The 18,429-nt window shown below is 61.8% G+C and carries 19 protein-coding genes; 10 read left to right on the plus strand and 9 right to left on the minus strand.

The window, feature by feature from the left end; genetic code table 11:
* Window positions 1-59: 59 nt before the first annotated feature.
* Both GRI58_RS06270 and GRI58_RS06275 read left to right on the plus strand, forming a co-directional pair.
* Window positions 60-1,316, plus strand: coding sequence for a bifunctional alpha/beta hydrolase/OsmC family protein (locus GRI58_RS06270; RefSeq protein ID WP_160752736.1), 1,257 nt, complete (start codon window positions 60-62; stop codon window positions 1,314-1,316).
* Window positions 1,313-2,506: a glycosyltransferase family 87 protein gene (locus GRI58_RS06275; RefSeq protein ID WP_160752737.1), complete on the plus strand. Its 1,194-nt coding sequence runs from the start codon at window positions 1,313-1,315 to the stop codon at window positions 2,504-2,506. The genes GRI58_RS06270 and GRI58_RS06275 overlap by 4 nt, the downstream gene beginning before the upstream one ends.
* Here the strand turns inward: GRI58_RS06275 and parE are convergent.
* Window positions 2,503-4,494, minus strand: coding sequence for a DNA topoisomerase IV subunit B (gene parE, locus GRI58_RS06280; protein WP_160752738.1), 1,992 nt, complete (start codon window positions 4,492-4,494; stop codon window positions 2,503-2,505). The two genes, GRI58_RS06275 and parE, sit on opposite strands and share 4 nt — an antisense overlap.
* Before the next feature lie 57 nt (window positions 4,495-4,551).
* Entirely contained in the window at window positions 4,552-5,715 is a 1,164-nt protein-coding gene (locus GRI58_RS06285; protein WP_202386847.1) for a penicillin-binding protein activator, read from the minus strand.
* Window positions 5,716-5,752: 37 nt separating this feature from the next.
* Between GRI58_RS06285 and rsmI the strand changes: the two genes are divergently transcribed.
* From rsmI to GRI58_RS06305, 4 genes are read left to right on the plus strand one after another with little or no spacing between them, the layout of a single operon-like run.
* Entirely contained in the window at window positions 5,753-6,604 is an 852-nt protein-coding gene (rsmI, locus tag GRI58_RS06290; RefSeq protein WP_337190901.1) for a 16S rRNA (cytidine(1402)-2'-O)-methyltransferase, read from the plus strand.
* Window positions 6,601-6,951: a YraN family protein gene (locus tag GRI58_RS06295; protein ID WP_160752740.1), complete on the plus strand. Its 351-nt coding sequence runs from the start codon at window positions 6,601-6,603 to the stop codon at window positions 6,949-6,951. Before rsmI ends, GRI58_RS06295 begins: the two co-directional genes overlap by 4 nt.
* Window positions 6,952-6,961: 10 nt before the next feature.
* Entirely contained in the window at window positions 6,962-7,930 is a 969-nt protein-coding gene (gene gshB, locus GRI58_RS06300) for a glutathione synthase (protein ID WP_160752741.1), read from the plus strand.
* Between the two features lie 40 nt (window positions 7,931-7,970).
* The gene (locus GRI58_RS06305; protein WP_160752742.1) at window positions 7,971-8,576 is read left to right on the plus strand and encodes a DedA family protein; all 606 of its coding nucleotides are present in this window, start codon (window positions 7,971-7,973) and stop codon (window positions 8,574-8,576) included.
* 2 nt (window positions 8,577-8,578) lie between these two features.
* Here GRI58_RS06305 and GRI58_RS06310 read toward each other — a convergent pair whose 3' ends face one another.
* Together GRI58_RS06310 and hemW are read right to left on the minus strand one after the other, a co-directional pair.
* Window positions 8,579-9,478, minus strand: coding sequence for a tyrosine recombinase XerC (locus tag GRI58_RS06310; protein WP_160752743.1), 900 nt, complete (start codon window positions 9,476-9,478; stop codon window positions 8,579-8,581).
* Window positions 9,475-10,638 (minus strand): radical SAM family heme chaperone HemW, encoded by a 1,164-nt coding sequence (hemW, locus tag GRI58_RS06315; RefSeq protein ID WP_160752744.1) that lies wholly within the window; start codon window positions 10,636-10,638, stop codon window positions 9,475-9,477. Before hemW ends, GRI58_RS06310 begins: the two co-directional genes overlap by 4 nt.
* 35 nt (window positions 10,639-10,673) lie before the next feature.
* Here hemW and GRI58_RS06320 point away from each other — a divergent pair, with 35 nt between their 5' ends.
* Window positions 10,674-11,225, plus strand: coding sequence for a CAP domain-containing protein (locus GRI58_RS06320; RefSeq protein WP_237452144.1), 552 nt, complete (start codon window positions 10,674-10,676; stop codon window positions 11,223-11,225).
* Here GRI58_RS06320 and rdgB read toward each other — a convergent pair.
* Together rdgB and rph are read right to left on the minus strand one after the other, a co-directional pair.
* Window positions 11,222-11,848: an RdgB/HAM1 family non-canonical purine NTP pyrophosphatase gene (gene rdgB, locus GRI58_RS06325; protein ID WP_160752745.1), complete on the minus strand. Its 627-nt coding sequence runs from the start codon at window positions 11,846-11,848 to the stop codon at window positions 11,222-11,224. The genes GRI58_RS06320 and rdgB overlap by 4 nt on opposite strands.
* Entirely contained in the window at window positions 11,845-12,561 is a 717-nt protein-coding gene (rph, locus tag GRI58_RS06330; RefSeq protein ID WP_160752746.1) for a ribonuclease PH, read from the minus strand. The genes rdgB and rph overlap by 4 nt, the downstream gene beginning before the upstream one ends.
* 80 nt (window positions 12,562-12,641) lie before the next feature.
* On the opposite strand from rph, the gene hrcA reads away from it, so the two are divergent.
* Genes hrcA through GRI58_RS06345 form a run of 3 tightly spaced genes read left to right on the plus strand, consistent with a single transcriptional unit; the run spans window position 12,642 to window position 16,095 of the window.
* Window positions 12,642-13,685, plus strand: coding sequence for a heat-inducible transcriptional repressor HrcA (hrcA, locus tag GRI58_RS06335; protein WP_160752747.1), 1,044 nt, complete (start codon window positions 12,642-12,644; stop codon window positions 13,683-13,685).
* 13 nt (window positions 13,686-13,698) lie between these two features.
* The gene (locus GRI58_RS06340; protein ID WP_160752748.1) at window positions 13,699-14,283 is read left to right on the plus strand and encodes a nucleotide exchange factor GrpE; all 585 of its coding nucleotides are present in this window, start codon (window positions 13,699-13,701) and stop codon (window positions 14,281-14,283) included.
* Between the two features lie 27 nt (window positions 14,284-14,310).
* Complete coding sequence (locus GRI58_RS06345; RefSeq protein ID WP_160752749.1) at window positions 14,311-16,095, plus strand: DUF885 domain-containing protein; 1,785 nt, start codon at window positions 14,311-14,313, stop codon at window positions 16,093-16,095.
* Between the two features lie 54 nt (window positions 16,096-16,149).
* Here GRI58_RS06345 and GRI58_RS06350 read toward each other — a convergent pair whose 3' ends face one another.
* From GRI58_RS06350 to GRI58_RS06360, 3 genes are all read right to left on the minus strand, one after another.
* Entirely contained in the window at window positions 16,150-17,310 is a 1,161-nt protein-coding gene (locus GRI58_RS06350) for a PrnB family protein (protein WP_160752750.1), read from the minus strand.
* A gap of 79 nt (window positions 17,311-17,389) precedes the next feature.
* Window positions 17,390-17,923: a vgr related protein gene (locus GRI58_RS06355; protein ID WP_237452145.1), complete on the minus strand. Its 534-nt coding sequence runs from the start codon at window positions 17,921-17,923 to the stop codon at window positions 17,390-17,392.
* 5 nt (window positions 17,924-17,928) lie between these two features.
* Entirely contained in the window at window positions 17,929-18,408 is a 480-nt protein-coding gene (locus GRI58_RS06360) for a copper chaperone PCu(A)C (RefSeq protein ID WP_160752751.1), read from the minus strand.
* Window positions 18,409-18,429: the final 21 nt, after the last annotated feature.

Below are 18,429 nucleotides of genomic sequence, written 5' to 3' on the forward strand. Positions count from 1 at the left end.
ACCGTTCAAGCACGACGTCCTGCCTTTCTAGGGGGCAGCCAGTCTCTAAACGAGGTCTCATGCCAACCGAAAATGTCTCTATCCCGACAAGTCGCGGGTACCAATTGGCCGGATCGCTTGAGCTTCCGGTCGGTGCGGTGCGCGGGGCGGCGGTTTATGCCCATTGCTTCACCTGCACCAAACAAAGCCGCGCGGCTGTCGAGATCGCTCGCGAGCTTGCTCGTGAGGGTATCGCGACCCTGCGCTTCGATTTTACGGGTCTTGGCGGCAGTGGGGGAGATTTCGGGCAAGCCGGCTTCGCCAGCGATATCGAAGATCTGGTCGAATCGGTTCGCTTCCTGTGCGGTCGCTACGGCAACGGCTTGCTGCTTGTTGGCCACAGCCTTGGCGGGGCGGCCGTTCTGGCGGCCGCTGGAATGATGAGTCCCGGCCGCATCGCGGCCATCGCCACCATCGGCGCACCTGCGGAGATCCCGCATGTTCTTGGCTCGATCAAGGGCGATCTTTCCGCAATCGAGCGTGACGGCGAGGGAGAGGTCGTGATTGGCGGCCAGCGCTATAATATTTCGCGCGAATTCCTCCAGAAGACCGCCGAGATCGACCTGTTGGGCGAAGTGGGCAAACTTCATGTCCCGCTGTTGATCTGCCATTCTCCGACCGATGAGACAGTCAGCGTCGAGAATGCGGCGAAACTGTTCGGCGCGGCCAAGCACCCCAAGAGCTTTCTCAGCCTGGCAGGGGCAGACCATTTGCTGCTCGATCCGCATGATGCCGATTTCGCTGCCGGGATGATTGCGCAATGGGCCGGGCGGTATCTGCCGATGTCGGGTACAGTGGCGGCACCGGCTGAAGGCGTTGTTGTTGCAAGCGGAGAAGGCCGGTTCGGCACCGAAGTGCGCACAACCAGTCACACATTCGTGGCGGACGAACCCACCAATGTCGGTGGCAATAACGCCGGGCCGACGCCCTATGATCTTTTGCTGTCGGCGCTCGGCACCTGTACCGCGATGACCATCAAAATGTACGCAGAGCGCAAGAACTGGCCTCTCGACCATGTTGGCGTCGCATTGCGTCATGAGCGTGATCATCGGAATCATCCAGTGGCAGGCGACCATTTTGAGGCGATGGATGCGGGAGCACGAATCGAGGCGCTTTATCGCAGAATCACTCTATCGGGTGACGGGCTGACCAGCGAACATCGCGAAGGCCTGCTGTCGGTGGCCGACAAATGCCCGGTGCATCGTACGCTGACCGGCGAATTGCATATCCACACAGAGCTAGCCTCCGGGATCGGCGATGAGACTGACCCGCAATGAGCGAGTGGGTTGGCTGGCTGAGGGAGGGACGCTGGCTCGATGACCGCCGATGTACGGCGGTATTGGTGATGCTGTCGATCGCCAACCTTGCGGTTCTGGCGGTGCTGATTGGCAGTTCTCACGACGGTGTCGATCGCAATGGCGAGCTGCTCGGCACAGACTTCCTGAGCTTCTGGACGACCGGGCGGATGTTGCACGCTGGTTCGGATCCCTATTCGCTTGCCGCCCACATTTCCGCGCAACGCGCATTCCATGCCGCCGCGGACGGATTTACCGGTTTCTTCTATCCGCCACTGTTCCTACCGGTATGCTGGCTTTTGGGACTGTTTGGCTATTTCGCTTCGTTGGCGATCTGGCTCGCAAGCACGGGCAGTGGTTTGTGGCTCGTAGCGCGCACATGGGGCAGGAAGCTGGCTGGCTACGGTCCATCGTGGCTCGCGGTTCTGGCTTTCCCGCCGGCGTTGATTTGCGTGACCCATGGACAAACCGCGTTTCTGGCATCGCTGCTTCTGGGGCTTGGCACGTTGCTGGTCGGAACCCAACCGTGGCTTGCCGGAATTCTTCTGGGACTGGCGGCATTCAAGCCGCAACTCGGCCTTCTGGTGCCCGTGGTCCTTCTGGCGTCGCGCCAGTATCGCGTTGTCGGCGGCGCTTGCCTGTCGGTATTCGTGGCAGCGCTGGTGGTCAGCGTATGGTGGGGGGCTGACGTTTGGCAACGCTGGCTGGCGATCGGACAGGAAGCGAGCGCGGCGTTGTTCGGTGGGCTGGTCGGTTTCGCCAAGTTCCAGAGTCTCTACGCCGGGCTGCGTCTGATCGGCGCGCCGCATGACCTGTCGATTGCAGCGCAATTGCTCTTGTCGCTCATTATCGCAGCTTGGCTGGCAAAGCTCGCCTGGCGGAAGGGCTGGTCGCTCGATTTGGGCGCCGCCATGCTCACAGGTGCTTTGCTGGCGACACCGTTTGTACTCGACTACGATCTCGTGCTGCTGGCTTTCCCGCTGATCCTGCTTGCATCCGTGCCCGCGCGCCCATGGGAGAAAACCGTCGCAGCGATGGCGTTCATCATGCCCCAGTTCGCAAGGCCGCTGGGAGAATTGATCGGCGTCCCCATCGCACCGCCAATCCTGCTCGCGCTGTTTATCGTGCTGTGCCGCCGGGTCGAGGCACAGCCAGCTGTTGCGCCAGCCTAGGCGTCGATCATCTCGCGATCGATTTCGCCCGCGCGGTTCTGGATGAAGTTGAACCGGTGTTCCGGGTTGCGGCCCATCAGCTGGTCGACCAGTTCCTTGACCGCCGCGCGCTGTTCGAATTCTGGGGGCAGGGTGATGCGGATCAGGCTGCGCGTTTCCGGGTTCATCGTGGTTTCGCGCAATTGCGCCGGGTTCATCTCGCCGAGCCCCTTGAACCGCGACACCTCGACCTTCTTCCCTTTGAGCACGGTCGCTTCCAGTTCCTGCCGGTGTTCCTCGTCGCGTGCGTAGAAGCTTTCCTTGCCAGCGGTCAGTCGGAACAGTGGAGGCTGTGCCAGGAACAAATGCCCGCCGCGCACCACATCGGGCATTTCCTGGAAGAAGAAAGTCATCAGCAGCGTCGCGATATGCGCGCCGTCAACGTCGGCGTCGGTCATGATGACGATTCGGTCGTAGCGCAGGCTTTCTGCATCGCAGTCCTTGCGCGTGCCGCATCCCATCGCGAGCGCGAGGTCGGCAATTTCCTGATTGGCGCGGATCTTGTCGGCGCTGGCTGAGGCGACATTGAGGATCTTGCCGCGGATCGGCAGGATGGCCTGCGTTTTGCGGTCGCGCGCCTGCTTGGCGCTGCCGCCTGCACTGTCACCCTCGACGATGAACAGCTCGGTCTCGCCATCGCCTTCGCCCGAACAATCGGTGAGCTTGCCGGGCAGGCGCAGCTTCTTGGCGTTGGTCGCGGTCTTGCGCTTGATCTCGCGTTCCTGCTTGCGCCGCAGCCGCTCATCCATACGCTCCATGACCTGGCCCAGCAGCGCCTTGCCCCGGTCCATGTTGTCGGAGAGGAAATGGTCGAAATGGTCGCGCACCGCGTTTTCGACGAGACGCGCCGCCTCGGGTGAGGTCAGGCGGTCCTTGGTCTGGCTCTGGAACTGCGGATCGCGGATGAACACGCTCAGCATCACCTCGGCGCCGGTCATCACATCATCGGCAGTGAGGTCCTTGACCTTTTTCTGGCCGATAAGGTCGCCGAAGGCGCGCAGCCCCTTCACCAGCGCGGCGCGCATACCCTGTTCGTGCGTTCCGCCGTCAGGGGTCGGGACTGTATTGCAGTACCAGCTGGTCGAACCTTCCGACCACAGCGGCCAGGCAACCGCCCACTCGACGCGACCCTGCACGATGCCATCGTCGCTGGCGGGAAATTCCTGCTGTCCGGCGAACGGCTGTGCCGTGACACATTCGCGACCGTTGATCTGCTCCGCCAGATGGTCCGCAAGGCCGCCGGGAAATTTGAACACCGCTTCCTCGGGCACATCCTCGCTGGCGAGCGAGGCGGCGCATTTCCAGCGGATTTCCACTCCGGCGAAAAGATAGGCTTTCGAACGGGCCAGCTTGAACAGCCGTTTGGGATTGAACTTGCGGTCCCCGAAAATCTCCGTGTCGGGCACGAAACTGACGGTCGTGCCGCGCCTGTTGGGCGTCGGGCCAAGTTCCTGGATCGGGCCTTGCGTGATGCCGCGCGCAAACTCCTGCGCATAAAGCTGGCGGTCGCGCGCCACTTCGACCCGCGTATCGGAGGATAGCGCGTTCACAACGCTGACCCCCACGCCATGCAGGCCGCCGCTGGTCGCATAGGCCTTGCCCGAGAACTTGCCACCCGAGTGAAGTGTCGAAAGGATCACCTCGAGCGTCGATTTGCCCGGAAACTTGGGGTGTTCGTCGACCGGCATTCCGCGACCGTTGTCCGTCACCGTAACGCGATTGCCTTCGTCGAGCCTGACCTCGATGCGCGTGGCATGGCCCGCAACCGCCTCGTCCATCGAATTGTCGAGCACTTCGGCAACCAGGTGGTGCAGCGCGCGCTCATCGGTGCCGCCGATATACATGCCGGGGCGGCGGCGCACGGGCTCCAACCCCTCGAGCACCTCGATCGAGGAGGAATCGTAGTCGCCACTTGAGGCTGGCGTGCCATCGAACAGATCGTCGGACATTGCGACTGCTATAGGTGGCGCACCGCTAATGCATCAAGCGGCGCGGTGCGCTTATCTTCAATCGAACTTCGTCGGCGCGGGATCAACCACCACTACAGATCCATTGCGGACCTGCCGCACTTCGAGCGCCCGCTGGACGAGGCCGCTGGGGCGGAACCGGAATGCTCCGTCCAGCCCGATGAAGCCACCCGGATCGACCAAACGCGTGGCAGGGAAGGGCCGCCCCGGCTTCCAGTTTCGCGCGATCCGCAAGGTCAGCAAGACGGCATCATAGCCCAGCGTGGCGATGCGATAGGGATTGCTTCCAAAACGCGCAGAATAGCTTTCGGTAAAACGCTTGTAGCGGCCATCCGAAACGGCAGAGAAAATCGCCCCATTGAGCGACGGCGCGCGCGTGACAGCAGCCTCTCCACTCCACAAATCGGTGCCGATCAACTGTATCGGCCCAGCGCCTTTGGGCTTCAATTCATTGGCCGCGAGAGTGGAAATGCGCGTGCCATCCGCCAGCAGCACGGCATCGAAGCCGCCCTTGGTCTTCATCCTCTGCGCTGCGCTGATAACCGAGGTATTGCTGCGGGTGTAGCGTTCCACATCGGTGACCACTCCACCATAGTTGCGAACCGCCGACATCAGGGCTGCTTCCGCACGCTCGCCATATTCGCCATCGGGCGCCAGCACTGCGAAATCGCGGCTGCCGTGTGCGCGCGCATATTGGACCGACCGGTCGATCGATTGTTCGGGTATGTGCCCCATCACGAACACGTCGTTCCCGGCCACCTTCGCATCGTTGGAGAACGAGATGATCGGTACATGGGCAGGGCGCGCAATCGCACGCACGGCCTGAACATTGTCACCCATGAGCGGGCCGAGAATCAGCCCGTTACCATCGGCAATCGCGCGGCGCGCGGCCTCGCTGGCCCCGTTGGCGGTGTTATAAGTTGTGATGCGCAGATTCGACGCATTGGTATCGAGCAAGGCCATGGTCGTAGCATTGGCGATCGACTGACCGACGGCGGCATTGCTACCAGTTATCGGCACAAGCAGCGCCACGCGTTGACGCGTCTGATCCGCCGGCAAAGGCGGGGACCCGGATGGACCCGCAGCCGGTCCGGGAGGCGGGGCGTTCGTCGTCGGTCCCTTGGGAATGATTGCGCAAGCGCCCAGCAGCGCAGATGCGCCCGCTACGAAAATGCCTCTACGGGTGATTGCCATGGCGTTCATGCTTGCCCTGTCCCTCATCGCTGTTCATGGTTTCGCGGTGAGCCGAAACACCCACTCCTCCGACCCTCTTAGCGCTGGCCTCTACATCGTGGCTACTCCGATTGGCAATCTCGGAGACATCACTCTGCGAGCAGTGGAGATATTGTCACGCTGTGACGCCGTCGCCTGCGAAGATACGCGGGTTACGGGCAAGCTGCTGAAGCATCTCGAAATCGCCAAACCGTTGTGGCGCTATGACGATCACAGCGATGAGAAAGCCCGCGAGAGGTTGATCGAATCGATGCGCTCCAAGGCTGTCGTTCTGGTGAGCGATGCGGGGACGCCGCTTGTGTCCGACCCCGGCTATCGCCTCGTCAACGATGCACGGCGAGAAGGCATTGCGGTTACTGTCCTGCCCGGAGCCTGCGCCGCGATTGCGGGGCTGACCTTGGCTGGCCTGCCCAATGACCGCTTCCTGTTCGCCGGTTTCCTGCCCAACAAGGCGAAGGCCCGGCGCGAAACGCTGGAAGGGCTGGCGGCAATCGATGCCACGCTGATCTTCTATGAAACCGCTCCGCGCCTGCTCGCCTCGCTCGAAGCAATCGGAACCTTGTGGCCCTATCGAGAAATCGCGGTGACGCGTGAGCTGACCAAGCTGCACGAAGAATGTCGTCGTGGCCTCTCGGCGGGTTTGATCGCATGGTACGAAACCCACCCTCCCAAGGGCGAGATCGTACTGCTCGTTTCACCGCCGGAGGAAGAACAGGCAAGCGCGGATGACATCGACCGGATGCTTGCCGAAGCGCTTGGCCGTACCAAACCGTCGCAGGCAGCGGCGGAGGTTGCGCGAAGCACCGGATATGAACGCAAGGCGCTTTACGCTCGTGCCTTGGAACTCCAGCGCCGATGAATCGGCAACTTGCCGAAAAACGCGGATGCGAGGGAGAAACACGCGCTGCCCTGTGGCTTACCGCGAAGGGGTGGCGCATCCTTGCCAAGCGGGTGAAAACGCCGCGCGGCGAGATCGACCTGATTGCCCGACGCGGCACGCTCGTGGCATTCATCGAAGTGAAGTGGCGGCGCAGCCGCGAACAACTCGATCAAGCAAACGACGAATATCGACTGTGCCGCGTCGCAGCGGCGGTCGAATGTGTTGCGCACGAATATGCCCAGAATGGCGGAGATATCCGGATCGACGTAATCCTGCTTGCACCCGGCACTCTGCCTCGCCACATCGCCAATGCCTGGCAGCCTTGAGGAATTTCGTATGAGCCTGCGCGTCGCGGTCCAGATGGACCCGCTCGAAAGTATTAATATCGCTGGCGACAGCTCATTTGCGCTGATGGAATCGGCGCAGGCGCGGGGCCATGAATTGTGGGAGTTCCACGTCGGCACGCTGGCGTGGGAAAACGACGGCAGCGCGCAGGGCAGACTGACCGCATTCGCCCGCAAGGTGACCGTGCAGCGCGTCGAGGGTAATCATTTCACCGCCGAGAAGCACACGCGGATTGACCTGGCGCAGGATATCGACGTGGTGCTGATGCGGCAGGATCCGCCGTTCGATCTCGGCTATATCAGCGCCGCCTTCCTCCTCGACCGGCTGCGCGGAAAGACATTGGTGGTCAATGACCCGCGCGAGGTGGTGAACGCGCCGGAAAAGATGTTCGTGCTGGACTATGCGCGGTTCATGCCACCGACGCTGGTGACGCGCGATCTGGCCGAAGTTCGCCGGTTCCAAGAACAGCACGGCGCAGTTGTGGTCAAGCCGCTGCACGGCAATGGCGGGAAGGCGATCTTCAAGATCGATGCCGACGGTGGCAATTTGTCCGCGCTGTTCGAGGTGTTCAACCAGACATGGCCCGAACCGCACATGATCCAGCCGTTCCTTCCCGAAGTGTCTCAGGGCGATAAACGCATCGTGCTGGTCGATGGGGAGTTTGCAGGCGCGATCAACCGCAAGCCGGGAGAGGGCGAGTTCCGTTCCAATCTCGCCGTTGGCGGATTTGCGGAGGCGACCGAGCTGACCGCGCGCGAGGAAGAAATCTGCGCAGCCATGGCACCCGAGCTTCGCCGACGTGGGCTGGTGTTCGTCGGGATCGACGTGATCGGCGGCAAGTGGCTGACCGAAATCAACGTCACCAGCCCGACCGGCATTGTCGCCATCGACCGTTTTAACGGCACCGACACAGCCGCACGGATCTGGGAAGCGATCGAGCGGCGGCACGCAGCACTCTGAAAATTTGTAACCATCTGACCGGTCGAGCGTTGGGGACGCAATGGACGCCGCAATTGCCTCACTCGTCGCCCAACTCGGCATGATCGGTATCTTCGTGCTGATGGCGGCCGAGAACATCTTCCCGCCGATGCCATCCGAAGCGATCATGGGCTCCGCCGCGCTGGCGATTCATCACGGGACCATGCAGTTCTGGCCCGTGTTGATCGTTGGGACGATCGGTACGGTGGCGGGTAATTACTTCTGGTTCAGGATCGGGCAGAAATGGGGTTACGAGCGGCTTGAACCTTTCGTTGCTCGCTGGGGACGCTGGCTGACGCTCGAATGGCAGGACATTGAGAAAGCTTCAAATTTCTTTCGCAAGCACGGACATTGGGTGGTGCTGGTGTCGCGGACAGCGCCGTTCATGCGCACCATGATCAGCCTCCCGGCAGGATTGGCATATATGAACACCTGGGTGTTCCTGCTGTTCACAGCCATCGGTGCGGCAATCTGGAACGCCATTCTGTTGCTCGGCACGCAGTGGCTGATCGGACGCTTCGGTAATTCGGGCAATATCATCAGCTATTTGCTGATCGCGGTCACGGTGCTGGCTGTAGCCGGCTATATCTGGCGGTTCTTCACTTGGAAGCCGCGCGCCGAACGCTGAACCTATTCGCCGCGTTCGCGCGGATGGGCATTGCGATAAGAATCGAGCAGGGTCGCAGCATCGACGCGCGTGTAGATCTGCGTCGAGCCGAGGCTGGCATGGCCGAGCAATTCCTGAAGGCTACGCAGGTCCGCGCCCGCACCGAGAAGATGGGTTGCGAAACTGTGTCGTAGCGCATGCGGTGTCGCAGTAGCGGGTAATCCCAGAGCCAATCTCGCGCGGGCGACCGCTTTCTGCACCATATTTTGCGACAAGGCTCCGCCTTTCGCTCCAAGAAACAGCGGTTCTTTCGGCAATAAGGGCCAAGGACATCGGGCCACATATTCGTCGACAGCGGCACCGACGATGGGGAGGATGGGCACCACACGCTGCTTGCCGCCCTTGCCGGTTACTGTGAGCCGCTCGCCCAGCGGCGCATCGCCCGCCGTAAGTGACAGTGCCTCCGCGATCCGCAATCCGGCTCCATACAGCAGCAGCAGAACGGCACGGTCCCTCGCGCCGATCCACGCATCCGAAGCCTGCGCATCGACTTCATCGGCGAGGTTGACCGCGTCATCCGGCGTTACGGGGCGGGGCAGGCCCTTCTTGATGCGCGGCCCCCTGAGATGCGGCGCCTTAGCGCCCGGATCGCCATCCTGCGTGCGGGCAAAGGCGATGAACCCCTTGAGCGCCGACAATTCACGCGCGGCGGAGGTGTTGGCCAGACCTTCTGCCCGACGAGCGGCCAGTTGCGCACGCAGATCCCCCGTGCCGAGCCGCGCAACATCGCTCCAGCTCGCAAAGTCTCCGCTCGCCAGCAATCTTTTCGCCGCAGCGGAATAGGCCCGCACCGTATGCGGGGATCGACGGCGACCTTGTGAAAGATGCGCGCACCAAGCTTCAAGCATATCGGCGTGGGTCATGCTGCCAACGCTGCATCGCTGACGAGATCGGCGATCAGCGCATCGAGCGTGCACATTCCGGCAGGCGTGATGCCGATCCGCGACCCGTCCTGCCACGCCAGCCCAAGTTCGCAATGAAGCGCCAGTTTGCCGCGGTCGATCAGCGAAGCTTTGGGCATCCCGAAACGCGCCTCGATCGCGCCCGGTTCGATCCCTTCGCCAAGGCGAAGTCCCATCAGCAGAGCCTCGCTCGTCTGTTCGGTTGCAGGCAAAACGCGCTCTTCGACCATGCCATGTCCGACGCGCTCGACTGCGGTGAGATAATTTTCAGGTTTGCGATGGCGCACCGTCGCCATACCGCCCACGCGCCCATGCGCGCCGGGACCGACACCGGCATAATCGCCATAACGCCAGTAGGTGAGGTTGTGACGGCTTTCTTCACCCGGGCGTGCATGATTGCTGACCTCATAGGCAGGCAGGCCTGCTGTTTCGGTCATCGATCGGGTGAGGGCGAACAGGTCAGCTGCAGCATCGTCGTCGAGCGGCGTCATCCTTCCCGTCCTTACCTCGGTCGCAAAGCGCGTGCCCGGCTCGATGGTGAGTTGGTAGAGCGAAAGGTGTCCGGTGTCGAACGATAAGGCACGCGCCAGTTCGTCTTGCCACGCCTGCGCGGTCTGATCAGGCCGGGCATAAATAAGGTCGAACGACACGCGTCCGAAATGCCGCTGGGCGGTGTCGAGAGCGGCCAGCGCCTCGTCGACATCGTGGAGGCGGCCCAGAAACTTCAACGTAACATCATCGAGTGACTGCACGCCGAGCGACACCCGGTTCACACCCGCGCGCGCCAGGTCCGCAAAATTCGCTGCCTCGACCGAGGATGGATTGGCCTCCAGCGTGATTTCGATCCCCGGCGCGAAGCCCCACAAGCGTTCGGCTTCCCCGAGTAATCCCTCAACCAATGAAGGCGGCATCAGGCTGGGAGTGCCTCCCCCGAAAAACACGCTGGTCAGAGGGACATCAACTCCCCTTGCAGCCTCATGACGCAAGTCGGCAAACAGCGCGGCCTGCCAGCGCTCGATATCCACTCCGTCGCGAACATGGCTGTTAAAATCGCAATAAGGGCATTTGGCCAGGCAAAATGGCCAATGGACATAGAGCGCGGTGGTTATGGGGTTGCTCATTTCCGTTCATTTGCCTTAGGCTGGCGCCAAGAACAATGAGGGCTGCAAAACAACTTTTCGTGGCGGGATGCGCCGTGGCCTTGTCTGCCATGCCCTTGGGGCGCGGTACGAGCGAGGCCGTTGCCAGTGCCGGAACCCGGTCTGGCCATATCGATCCGGTCAGCGCCAGCGAGCTGCTTGATATCCATAATCGCGAACGCGCACGGCTCGGCTTGGTGCCTTTACAATGGAGCCCCCAGCTTGCCCGTCAGGCTGGCGAATGGGCAATCAAGCTGGCCAGAACCAGCGGGCTCGCGCATTCGACCGGCGGCAGCGGCATGGGTGAGAACCTGTGGATCGGCACACGCGGAACATGGACGCCCGACCAGATGCTCGGCTTTTTCCTCGCCGAACGCAGCAAATTCCGCGATGCACGCTTTCCCCATGTCTCACGCACCGGGAACTGGGCCGATGTCGGCCATTACACGCAAATCGTGTGGCACGACACGCGCGAAGTCGGGTGTGCGATCGCTACCGCCAATCAGGTCGATGTGCTGGTGTGCCGCTATTACCCGGCGGGCAATGTCGTGGGCCAATCGCCCTATTAGGCGAATTGCTCCGCCACCAGCCTGGCAAAGGCGTCGGCGCGGTGGCTGATACGGTGTTTCTCTTCGGGATCGAGCTCGGCGAAGGTCTGCCCATAGCCTTCAGGCACGAACACCGGATCATAACCGAATCCCATGGTGCCGCGTGGCGGCCAGGTCAGCGTGCCCGGCGCGCGGCCTTCATACACCGCATACTCGCCATCGGGCCAGGCGATCGCCAGAACGCAATGAAACGCGCAGGCACGCGAGGCATCTGCCCCCTTGGCCTGCAACATCCCTTCGACCTTCCCCATCGCCATGAACCAGTCGCGCCCGGGATCGCCTTCGAACCATTGCCGCTCGGCCCAATCAGCGGTGTAGACGCCCGGCCTTCCGTCGAGCGCGTCTACCGACAGGCCGCTGTCGTCGGCGAGAGAGACGATACCCGCACCTTCGGCGGCAGCACGTGCCTTGATCAGGGCATTCTGGACGAAGGTCGTGCCCGTTTCCGCAGGTTCGGGCAGGCCAAGCGACCCCGCCGAAATGCACTCGACCCCATAGGGATCGAGCAGCAAGCCGATTTCCTTGAGTTTGCCGGCATTATGCGTCGCGATCACCAGCCTGCCGGAACCGAGCCTGCGGGTCATTTCGTGACCGCAGAAGCCTGTGCGGCGAAGATATTGTCGCAGCCGATTCGAGCGAGGCGTAGCAGTCTCAGAAGACCTTCCTCGTCATAGGGCGCGCCTTCCGCCGTGGCTTGCGCCTCGGCAATCTTGCCGCCTTCGATTAGCACGAAATTGGCATCCGCCTCGGCATTCGAATCCTCGGGATAGTCGAGGTCGAGCACTGGCGTGCCCTTATAGATACCGCAGGAAATTGCCGCGACCTTGGCAGTGATAGGGTCTTCGGCAATCGCACCCGACTTCATCAATCCGTCGATGGCCAGACGCAAAGCCACCCAGGCACCCGAAATCGAAGCCGTGCGGGTTCCGCCGTCGGCCTGGATCACGTCGCAATCGAGCGTGATCTGGCGTTCGCCGAGCTTTTTCATATCAACCACAGAGCGCAATGACCGGCCAATCAGACGCTGGATTTCCTGTGTCCGTCCGCTCTGCTTTCCTTTGGCAGCCTCACGCTGTCCGCGAGTATGCGTGGCGCGCGGGAGCATCGAGTATTCGCCCGTCACCCAGCCTTCGCCCTTGCCGCGCAGCCATGGTGGAATCCGTTCTTCGACGCTCGCGGTGCACAGCACGCGCGTGTCGCCGAAAGAAATCAGGCACGATCCTTCCGCATGGCGAGTAAAACCGGTTTCGATGGTAATGGCGCGCATTTCGTCGGGCGCACGGCCGGATGGTCGCATAGTGATGATTCCTGTTCGAAAACTGCCTTCCTAAACCACTGCGGGCTTGAGGGCGCAAGCGAAGCCTCTAGATTAACCCCATGAGTTCACCCTCTCTGCCCGAAATGACCAGTCGCGCACGCGATATCTTCCGTCTTGTGGTGGAGGGATATCTTGCAAGCGGGCAGCCGGTGGGGTCGAAAACGCTGGCCGGGGATACGCGGCTCAACCTTTCGCCCGCCTCGATCCGTTCCGTGCTGGCCGAGCTTGAGGGGCAGGGGCTGCTGAGCGCACCGCACACCAGCGCCGGTAGGATGCCGACCGACAGCGGGCTGAGGATGTTTGTCGATGCGATGATGCAGGTCGCCGAACCGACTCGCGAAGAACGTCATGCTATCGAGCAGCGTCTGGGCGAACCCGGTCCGATCGAACAGGCATTGGAAGAAACCAGCGCGTTGCTGTCCGATTTGTCGGGTGCGGCAGGCATCGTGATGGTCCCGCGCCGTGAACCACGCCTGGTGCAAGTGAGCCTCACGCGCCTTTCGTCCGATCGTGCATTGGCGGTGCTGATGGGCGAGGATGGCAGCATCGAAAACCGTATCGTCACAATCGACGGCGGCGAAACCGCGAGCCAGCTCGAACAGGCTGCCAACTTTCTCAGCGCGCGCGTTGCCGGGCGCACCCTCGGCGAGGCAGCGCGGGCGATCGAGGATGAAATTGCGGCGGAAAAATCGGCGCTCGATACGGCAGGCAAGGAACTGGTGCGGCGCGGGCTGGCCATCTGGAGCGAGGATTCGGCGCAGCGTCCGGTGCTGATCGTGCGCGGACAGGCCAACCTCCTCGATGATACGGCGCTGGGCGACATCGAACGTGTGCGCTTGCTTCTGGAGGAGCTGGAGAACAAGCAGGCGGTGGCGCATTTGCTCGACCTTGCGCGCGAAGCCGAAGCCATGCGTATCTTCATCGGCAGCGAGAACCGCCTGTTTTCGCTCTCGGGCTCATCCGTGATTGCCGCCCCGTACCGTGATCGGGAAGGAACTGTCGTTGGCGTGCTGGGCGTGATCGGCCCCACGCGGTTGAATTACGCGCGGGTTGTGCCCATGGTGGATTTCACAGCCCGTTCTTTGGGCAAACGATTACCATGAAGTGGGATACCCCGTGACCGACAATGACACAGACAAGCCGCGCGACGACGCGGTAGAGAAGGAACTTGACGGCGTTCCGGCCGATATGCTCGACGATGGTGAGGAAGGCGGAGAAGAGGATGCGCTCGGCGAAGCTCTGGAACGCCTGAAAAGCGATCTCGATGCGGCCAAACAGGACGTGCTCTATGCCCATGCCGACATGCAGAACCTGCGTCGCCGGATGGAGAAAGAGAAAGAGGACGCGCGCAACTATGCCGCAACCGGCTTCGCGCGCGACGTTCTGAGCGTCTCCGACAATCTGGCGCGCGCCATCGAATCGATGCCCGCCGACCTGCGCGAAGACGACAGGGTCCGTCGCTTCGTCGAAGGGATCGAGGCCACTCAGCGCGAGTTGGAAAAAGTGTTCGGTCAGAACGGCATTACGCGCATCGCCGCCAAGGGAATGCCGCTCGACCCGAACCAGCATCAGGCGATGATGGAAATTCCGACCGACGAGCATGAGCCCGGTACCATCGTGCAGGAAATGCAGGCCGGCTACATGATCAAGGATCGCCTGCTGCGTCCGGCCATGGTCGGCGTGGCGAAGAAGCCTGACTGAACAAACGCATAAACAGGGGAATACGCAATGAGGATCGCAACTTTCGGAGCGGCGATCCTCATCGCCGTTTCGCCCGTGGCGCTGGTACGCGCGCAGGACGCAGCGCAGACAAGTGAAAACGCGGCCAAGAACCTTGCCGACGCGCAGCTTTCCGCGCTGACGGATAGCTGGCTGCGCTATACCGAAACGCAGTTCGGGCAAGTCGAGGGGGCTGATGGCAGTAGCGAGCCGGGCGATCATCTGGCCTCGGTTACACCCCAGGCAGAGGAAGCGCGCGCGGCGAAGTACAAGCAGATGCTCGCCCAGCTCGATGCGATCGATACCGGGGCGCTGTCGCCATCGGCAAAGATCGATGCCGCGGTGTTCCGCACCATGCTGCAAAACGACATTGGCGATGCGAAATTCCACCAGTGGGAAATGCCGTTCAATTCGGACAGCAATTTCTGGAGCTATCTATCGGCGCGGCGTAATTTCACCACGGTGGCCGAATATGAACGCTATATCGGGCGGATGCGCGACATTCCGCGCTATTTTGGCGAGAACATCGCCAACGCCAGGACTGGCCTTGCGCGCGGGTTTTCCGTGCCGCGGGTGACGCTCAAGGGGCGCGACGCATCAATCGCGGCCTATGTCGTAAAAGATCCGACCAAGAGCCCGTTCTGGACCGCGTTCAAGGACATGCCCAAGCGCATACCAGCCGCCGATGCAGCGCGGTTGAAGGCCGAGGCCAAGCAGGTCATCGCCGAACAGGTCACACCGGCTTACGCGAATTTGCTGAGCTTCTTCCGTGACGACTACCTGCCGCACACGCGCACCACATTGGCGGCGGAGGATATGCCTGACGGCAAGGCGTATTATCTCCGGCAGATCCGCGAATACACCACGCTCGATTTAACCCCTGAGCAAATCCATCAGATCGGCCTGTCCGAAGTAGCGCGGATCAATGCCGAGATGGAGAAGATCAAGGATCAGACCGGGTTCAAGGGCACTCTGGCCCAGTTCAACCACTTCCTGCGGACCGATCCGCAGTTCGTCGCCAAGACACCCGATCAGCTGATGGGTGTGTCAGCCTATACCGCCAAGCGCGTCGACGGCGTGATCGCGGATTATTTCGGCTTCCTGCCGCGCCACCGTTTCACCATCCGCCCGGTGCCCGACAGTATCGCGCCGTTCTACACTGCAGGGCGGGGCGGACTCGATGCGTGCCTGATGAACACCTACGATCTGCCGTCCCGCCCGCTCTACAACATCCCGGTGCTGACGATGCATGAGTGCGAGCCGGGGCACAGTTTTCAGGCGGCCGTCGCGCTCGAACAGGACAGCGTGCCGCGCTTCCGGCGCGAGACCTATTTTTCCGGCTTTGGCGAGGGCTGGGGGCTGTACTGCGAATTCCTCGGCAATGAGATGGGCATCTACCGCACGCCCTACGAGCATTATGGCCAGCTCTCCTACGAGATGTGGCGCGCGGTTCGACTGGTGATCGACACCGGCATCCATCACTATGGCTGGAGCCGCGAAAAGGCGGTCGATTATCTCGCCAGCCATACCGCCCTGTCTCAGCGCGAGGTGGGGACCGAGGTCGATCGTTACATCAGCTGGCCGGGGCAGGCGCTGGCCTACAAGCTGGGTGAGATGACCATCCTCAAAGTACGCCACAAGGCCGAAAAGGCGCTGGGGCCGAAGTTCGACATTCGCAAGTTCCACGATGTCGTGCTGTCGCTGGGGTCTGTGCCGCTGCCTGTGCTCGAACAGCGGATAGATGCGTTCATTGCCGATGGCGGGCAAGGACTGCCCGGCGTCAAATACAACTAGCCCTGTATCGTCACCCCCGCGCAGGCGGGGATGACGAATCTCAGGGTGTTCGGGCTAGACGGTCTGCGCCACATTCTCGTCGCGGTGCTTCTTGAGGTATTTCATGAACGGCGTGCCGCCGGTGCCCACGTCGGGATCGTTGCCCGCGATCGATCCGGCCTGCTTGTTGATGTAGCTCGCCGCATATTCGAGATGCCGCGTGCGGAACCGGGCCGACTGCTCGAGGCAGGCGTTGAAAGCGGCCTTCAACTCGGCATCGTCGGCGCGCGAGACAAATTCGCGCAATGTCGATTGTGCCGCCAGATCCTCGATAAACCTGCGATGCTGGACCGGGCGATACTGGTGCAGCTCGTCGAGGAAGCTCTTGAGCGGATCGTCGCTGTGCCCGACTTGGAACAGCGCGTCCATCGCCGGAACGATGCTCGACTGCGATCCGGTCTGGCCGCGGAGGGCCTGTTTCTCGCCACCGAACTTGTCGACGCCTTCATAAACAAGCCCACCACCAAGCGCCGGGTTGTTGGCCCAGCCATGGATGTAGGGGCGGACGCGGTGGAAATAGATATAGGGGTCGCAGCGTTCGGGCATCCGGGCGAAGTGGCCGTAGATCCGCTCCCACGCATCGTCCATTTCCCTGAGCAGTCGGGTCGCTTCGGCGGCGCTGCCGTCTTTCGCAACGCCGACCAGCTTGGCCGCATTGTCGAGCAATACGCCCGCTTCGGCCTCGATCGCGACGTGGACGAGGACGAACCAGTTCTCGTCCGCGCCGCCCAGGAAGTTCTGGTGCATGCCGATATTGTCGAGCGTGACCGGCTTGGTCTTGTCGAGCCGATACCAATTGTCGAGCACGTAACCCGAATAGGGCAGCAACGGCGCCTGGCCGAGCCGGTCGGCCAGCGCGACCATCGGCCGTGCAAGATTGGCGGGTAGGGCGGCTGGCGGATCGTTCTCACCCCAGACATATGCCTGCACGAGGAAGGAATAGTGCACCATTGCGGTGCGGACCTGTTCGTCTTCGGCAGACTGAACCCATTCGGTGATCTCCGGGTCTGGCAACTGGTCGAGCCAGTGGCGCACCTGACCGCTGGTGAGCAGGTCGGAGAGCCGCCCTGCTGCATCGACGATAGGGTCGAACTGTGCGGGAAGGGTGATCGAATCGATTTCGTAATGCGAAAGGTAGCCGCGTTCACGCGACAGGCCATAATCGGATAGTTTCATGGGAATTGACCGTTGCGCCGGGCGCGGGTTGGGCCGCCCGGATCAATGACGCGACTGGTAACAAACGTAACCGGCTTGCTCAAGCCGTGCGATGTGCTGCACCTGCGAAGTTCACCAGCAAATCGTATGCTGCAGGACCGCCAACTCCTGCGATCCGCACCCCATTGCGTAGCCAGAAAGCGTGTTTGACGATCTCGGCCTGCTGTTCGATTCCATAGCGTGCAAGCGGCAAACCGGGTTTGAGCGAATAATCGTATCGGGCCCACGGCATCCGGTGCGTGACAAGATACCAGGAGCCACGCGTCTGCGTCTGCCAGACATGGGTCATTTCATGGATGAACAGCCCCTGCCGGATGAGATCGACGGTGGCAAAGTCGTCGCAATAGGCATCGCTCGCAGGATGGAAATGCAAGTGACCGCGCGGTGCCATTGTGACCGCCCGCGGCTGAAACGGAAACCACTTGCGCCGCCGGATAGTGACTTTCGCATAGTCGATCGCATCGCCGAAAACGCTGCGGGCAAGCGCAATCTCTCCATCGGTCAACGGTCGCTCGCCGCCGACGGGGCAGAGCGGGGCCGGAGCGCTCGTCATATCGCTCTGCACTCCGGCCATGCGACTTACCTGTCGGTGTCCGCTGCCATCACCGGCACCTTGGTCGTGATGCTGTCACCTCCCGCGATCGTCAGCGTCATTTCCGTGCTGTCGCCCACCTTGATGGTCGGCGAAAGGTCATAGACCATCACATGCTTGCCGCCCGGCTTGAAGTCTACGCTTGCGCCCGGTTGCAACATCAGCGGCGGCATCTCACCCATGGTCTGTTTGAAATCATATTCCATCATGTCGTGCAGTTGCGCCGACTTGGCATCCTTCACGCTTGCGCTGCGGATCGCGACGTTGCGCTTGCCGGTATTCTTGACGGTGAAATAGATGGCTGCCGGATTGCCCTTGACCGGCGGCAGCAAAAGCCGCGCATTGGTGATCTCCAATCCGGTCGGATTGGCATCCTCGGCGGTTTTCTGCGTGTCTGCGGTTCCCGAACAGGCGGCCAGCGTGATCCCGGCTGTGGCCAGGCAAATCGCGGCGAGATATTTTTTCATATGCTTTCCTCTTATGCTCCC

The sequence above is a fragment of the Qipengyuania algicida genome (assembly GCF_009828025.1).
Classification (GTDB): domain Bacteria; phylum Pseudomonadota; class Alphaproteobacteria; order Sphingomonadales; family Sphingomonadaceae; genus Qipengyuania; species Qipengyuania algicida.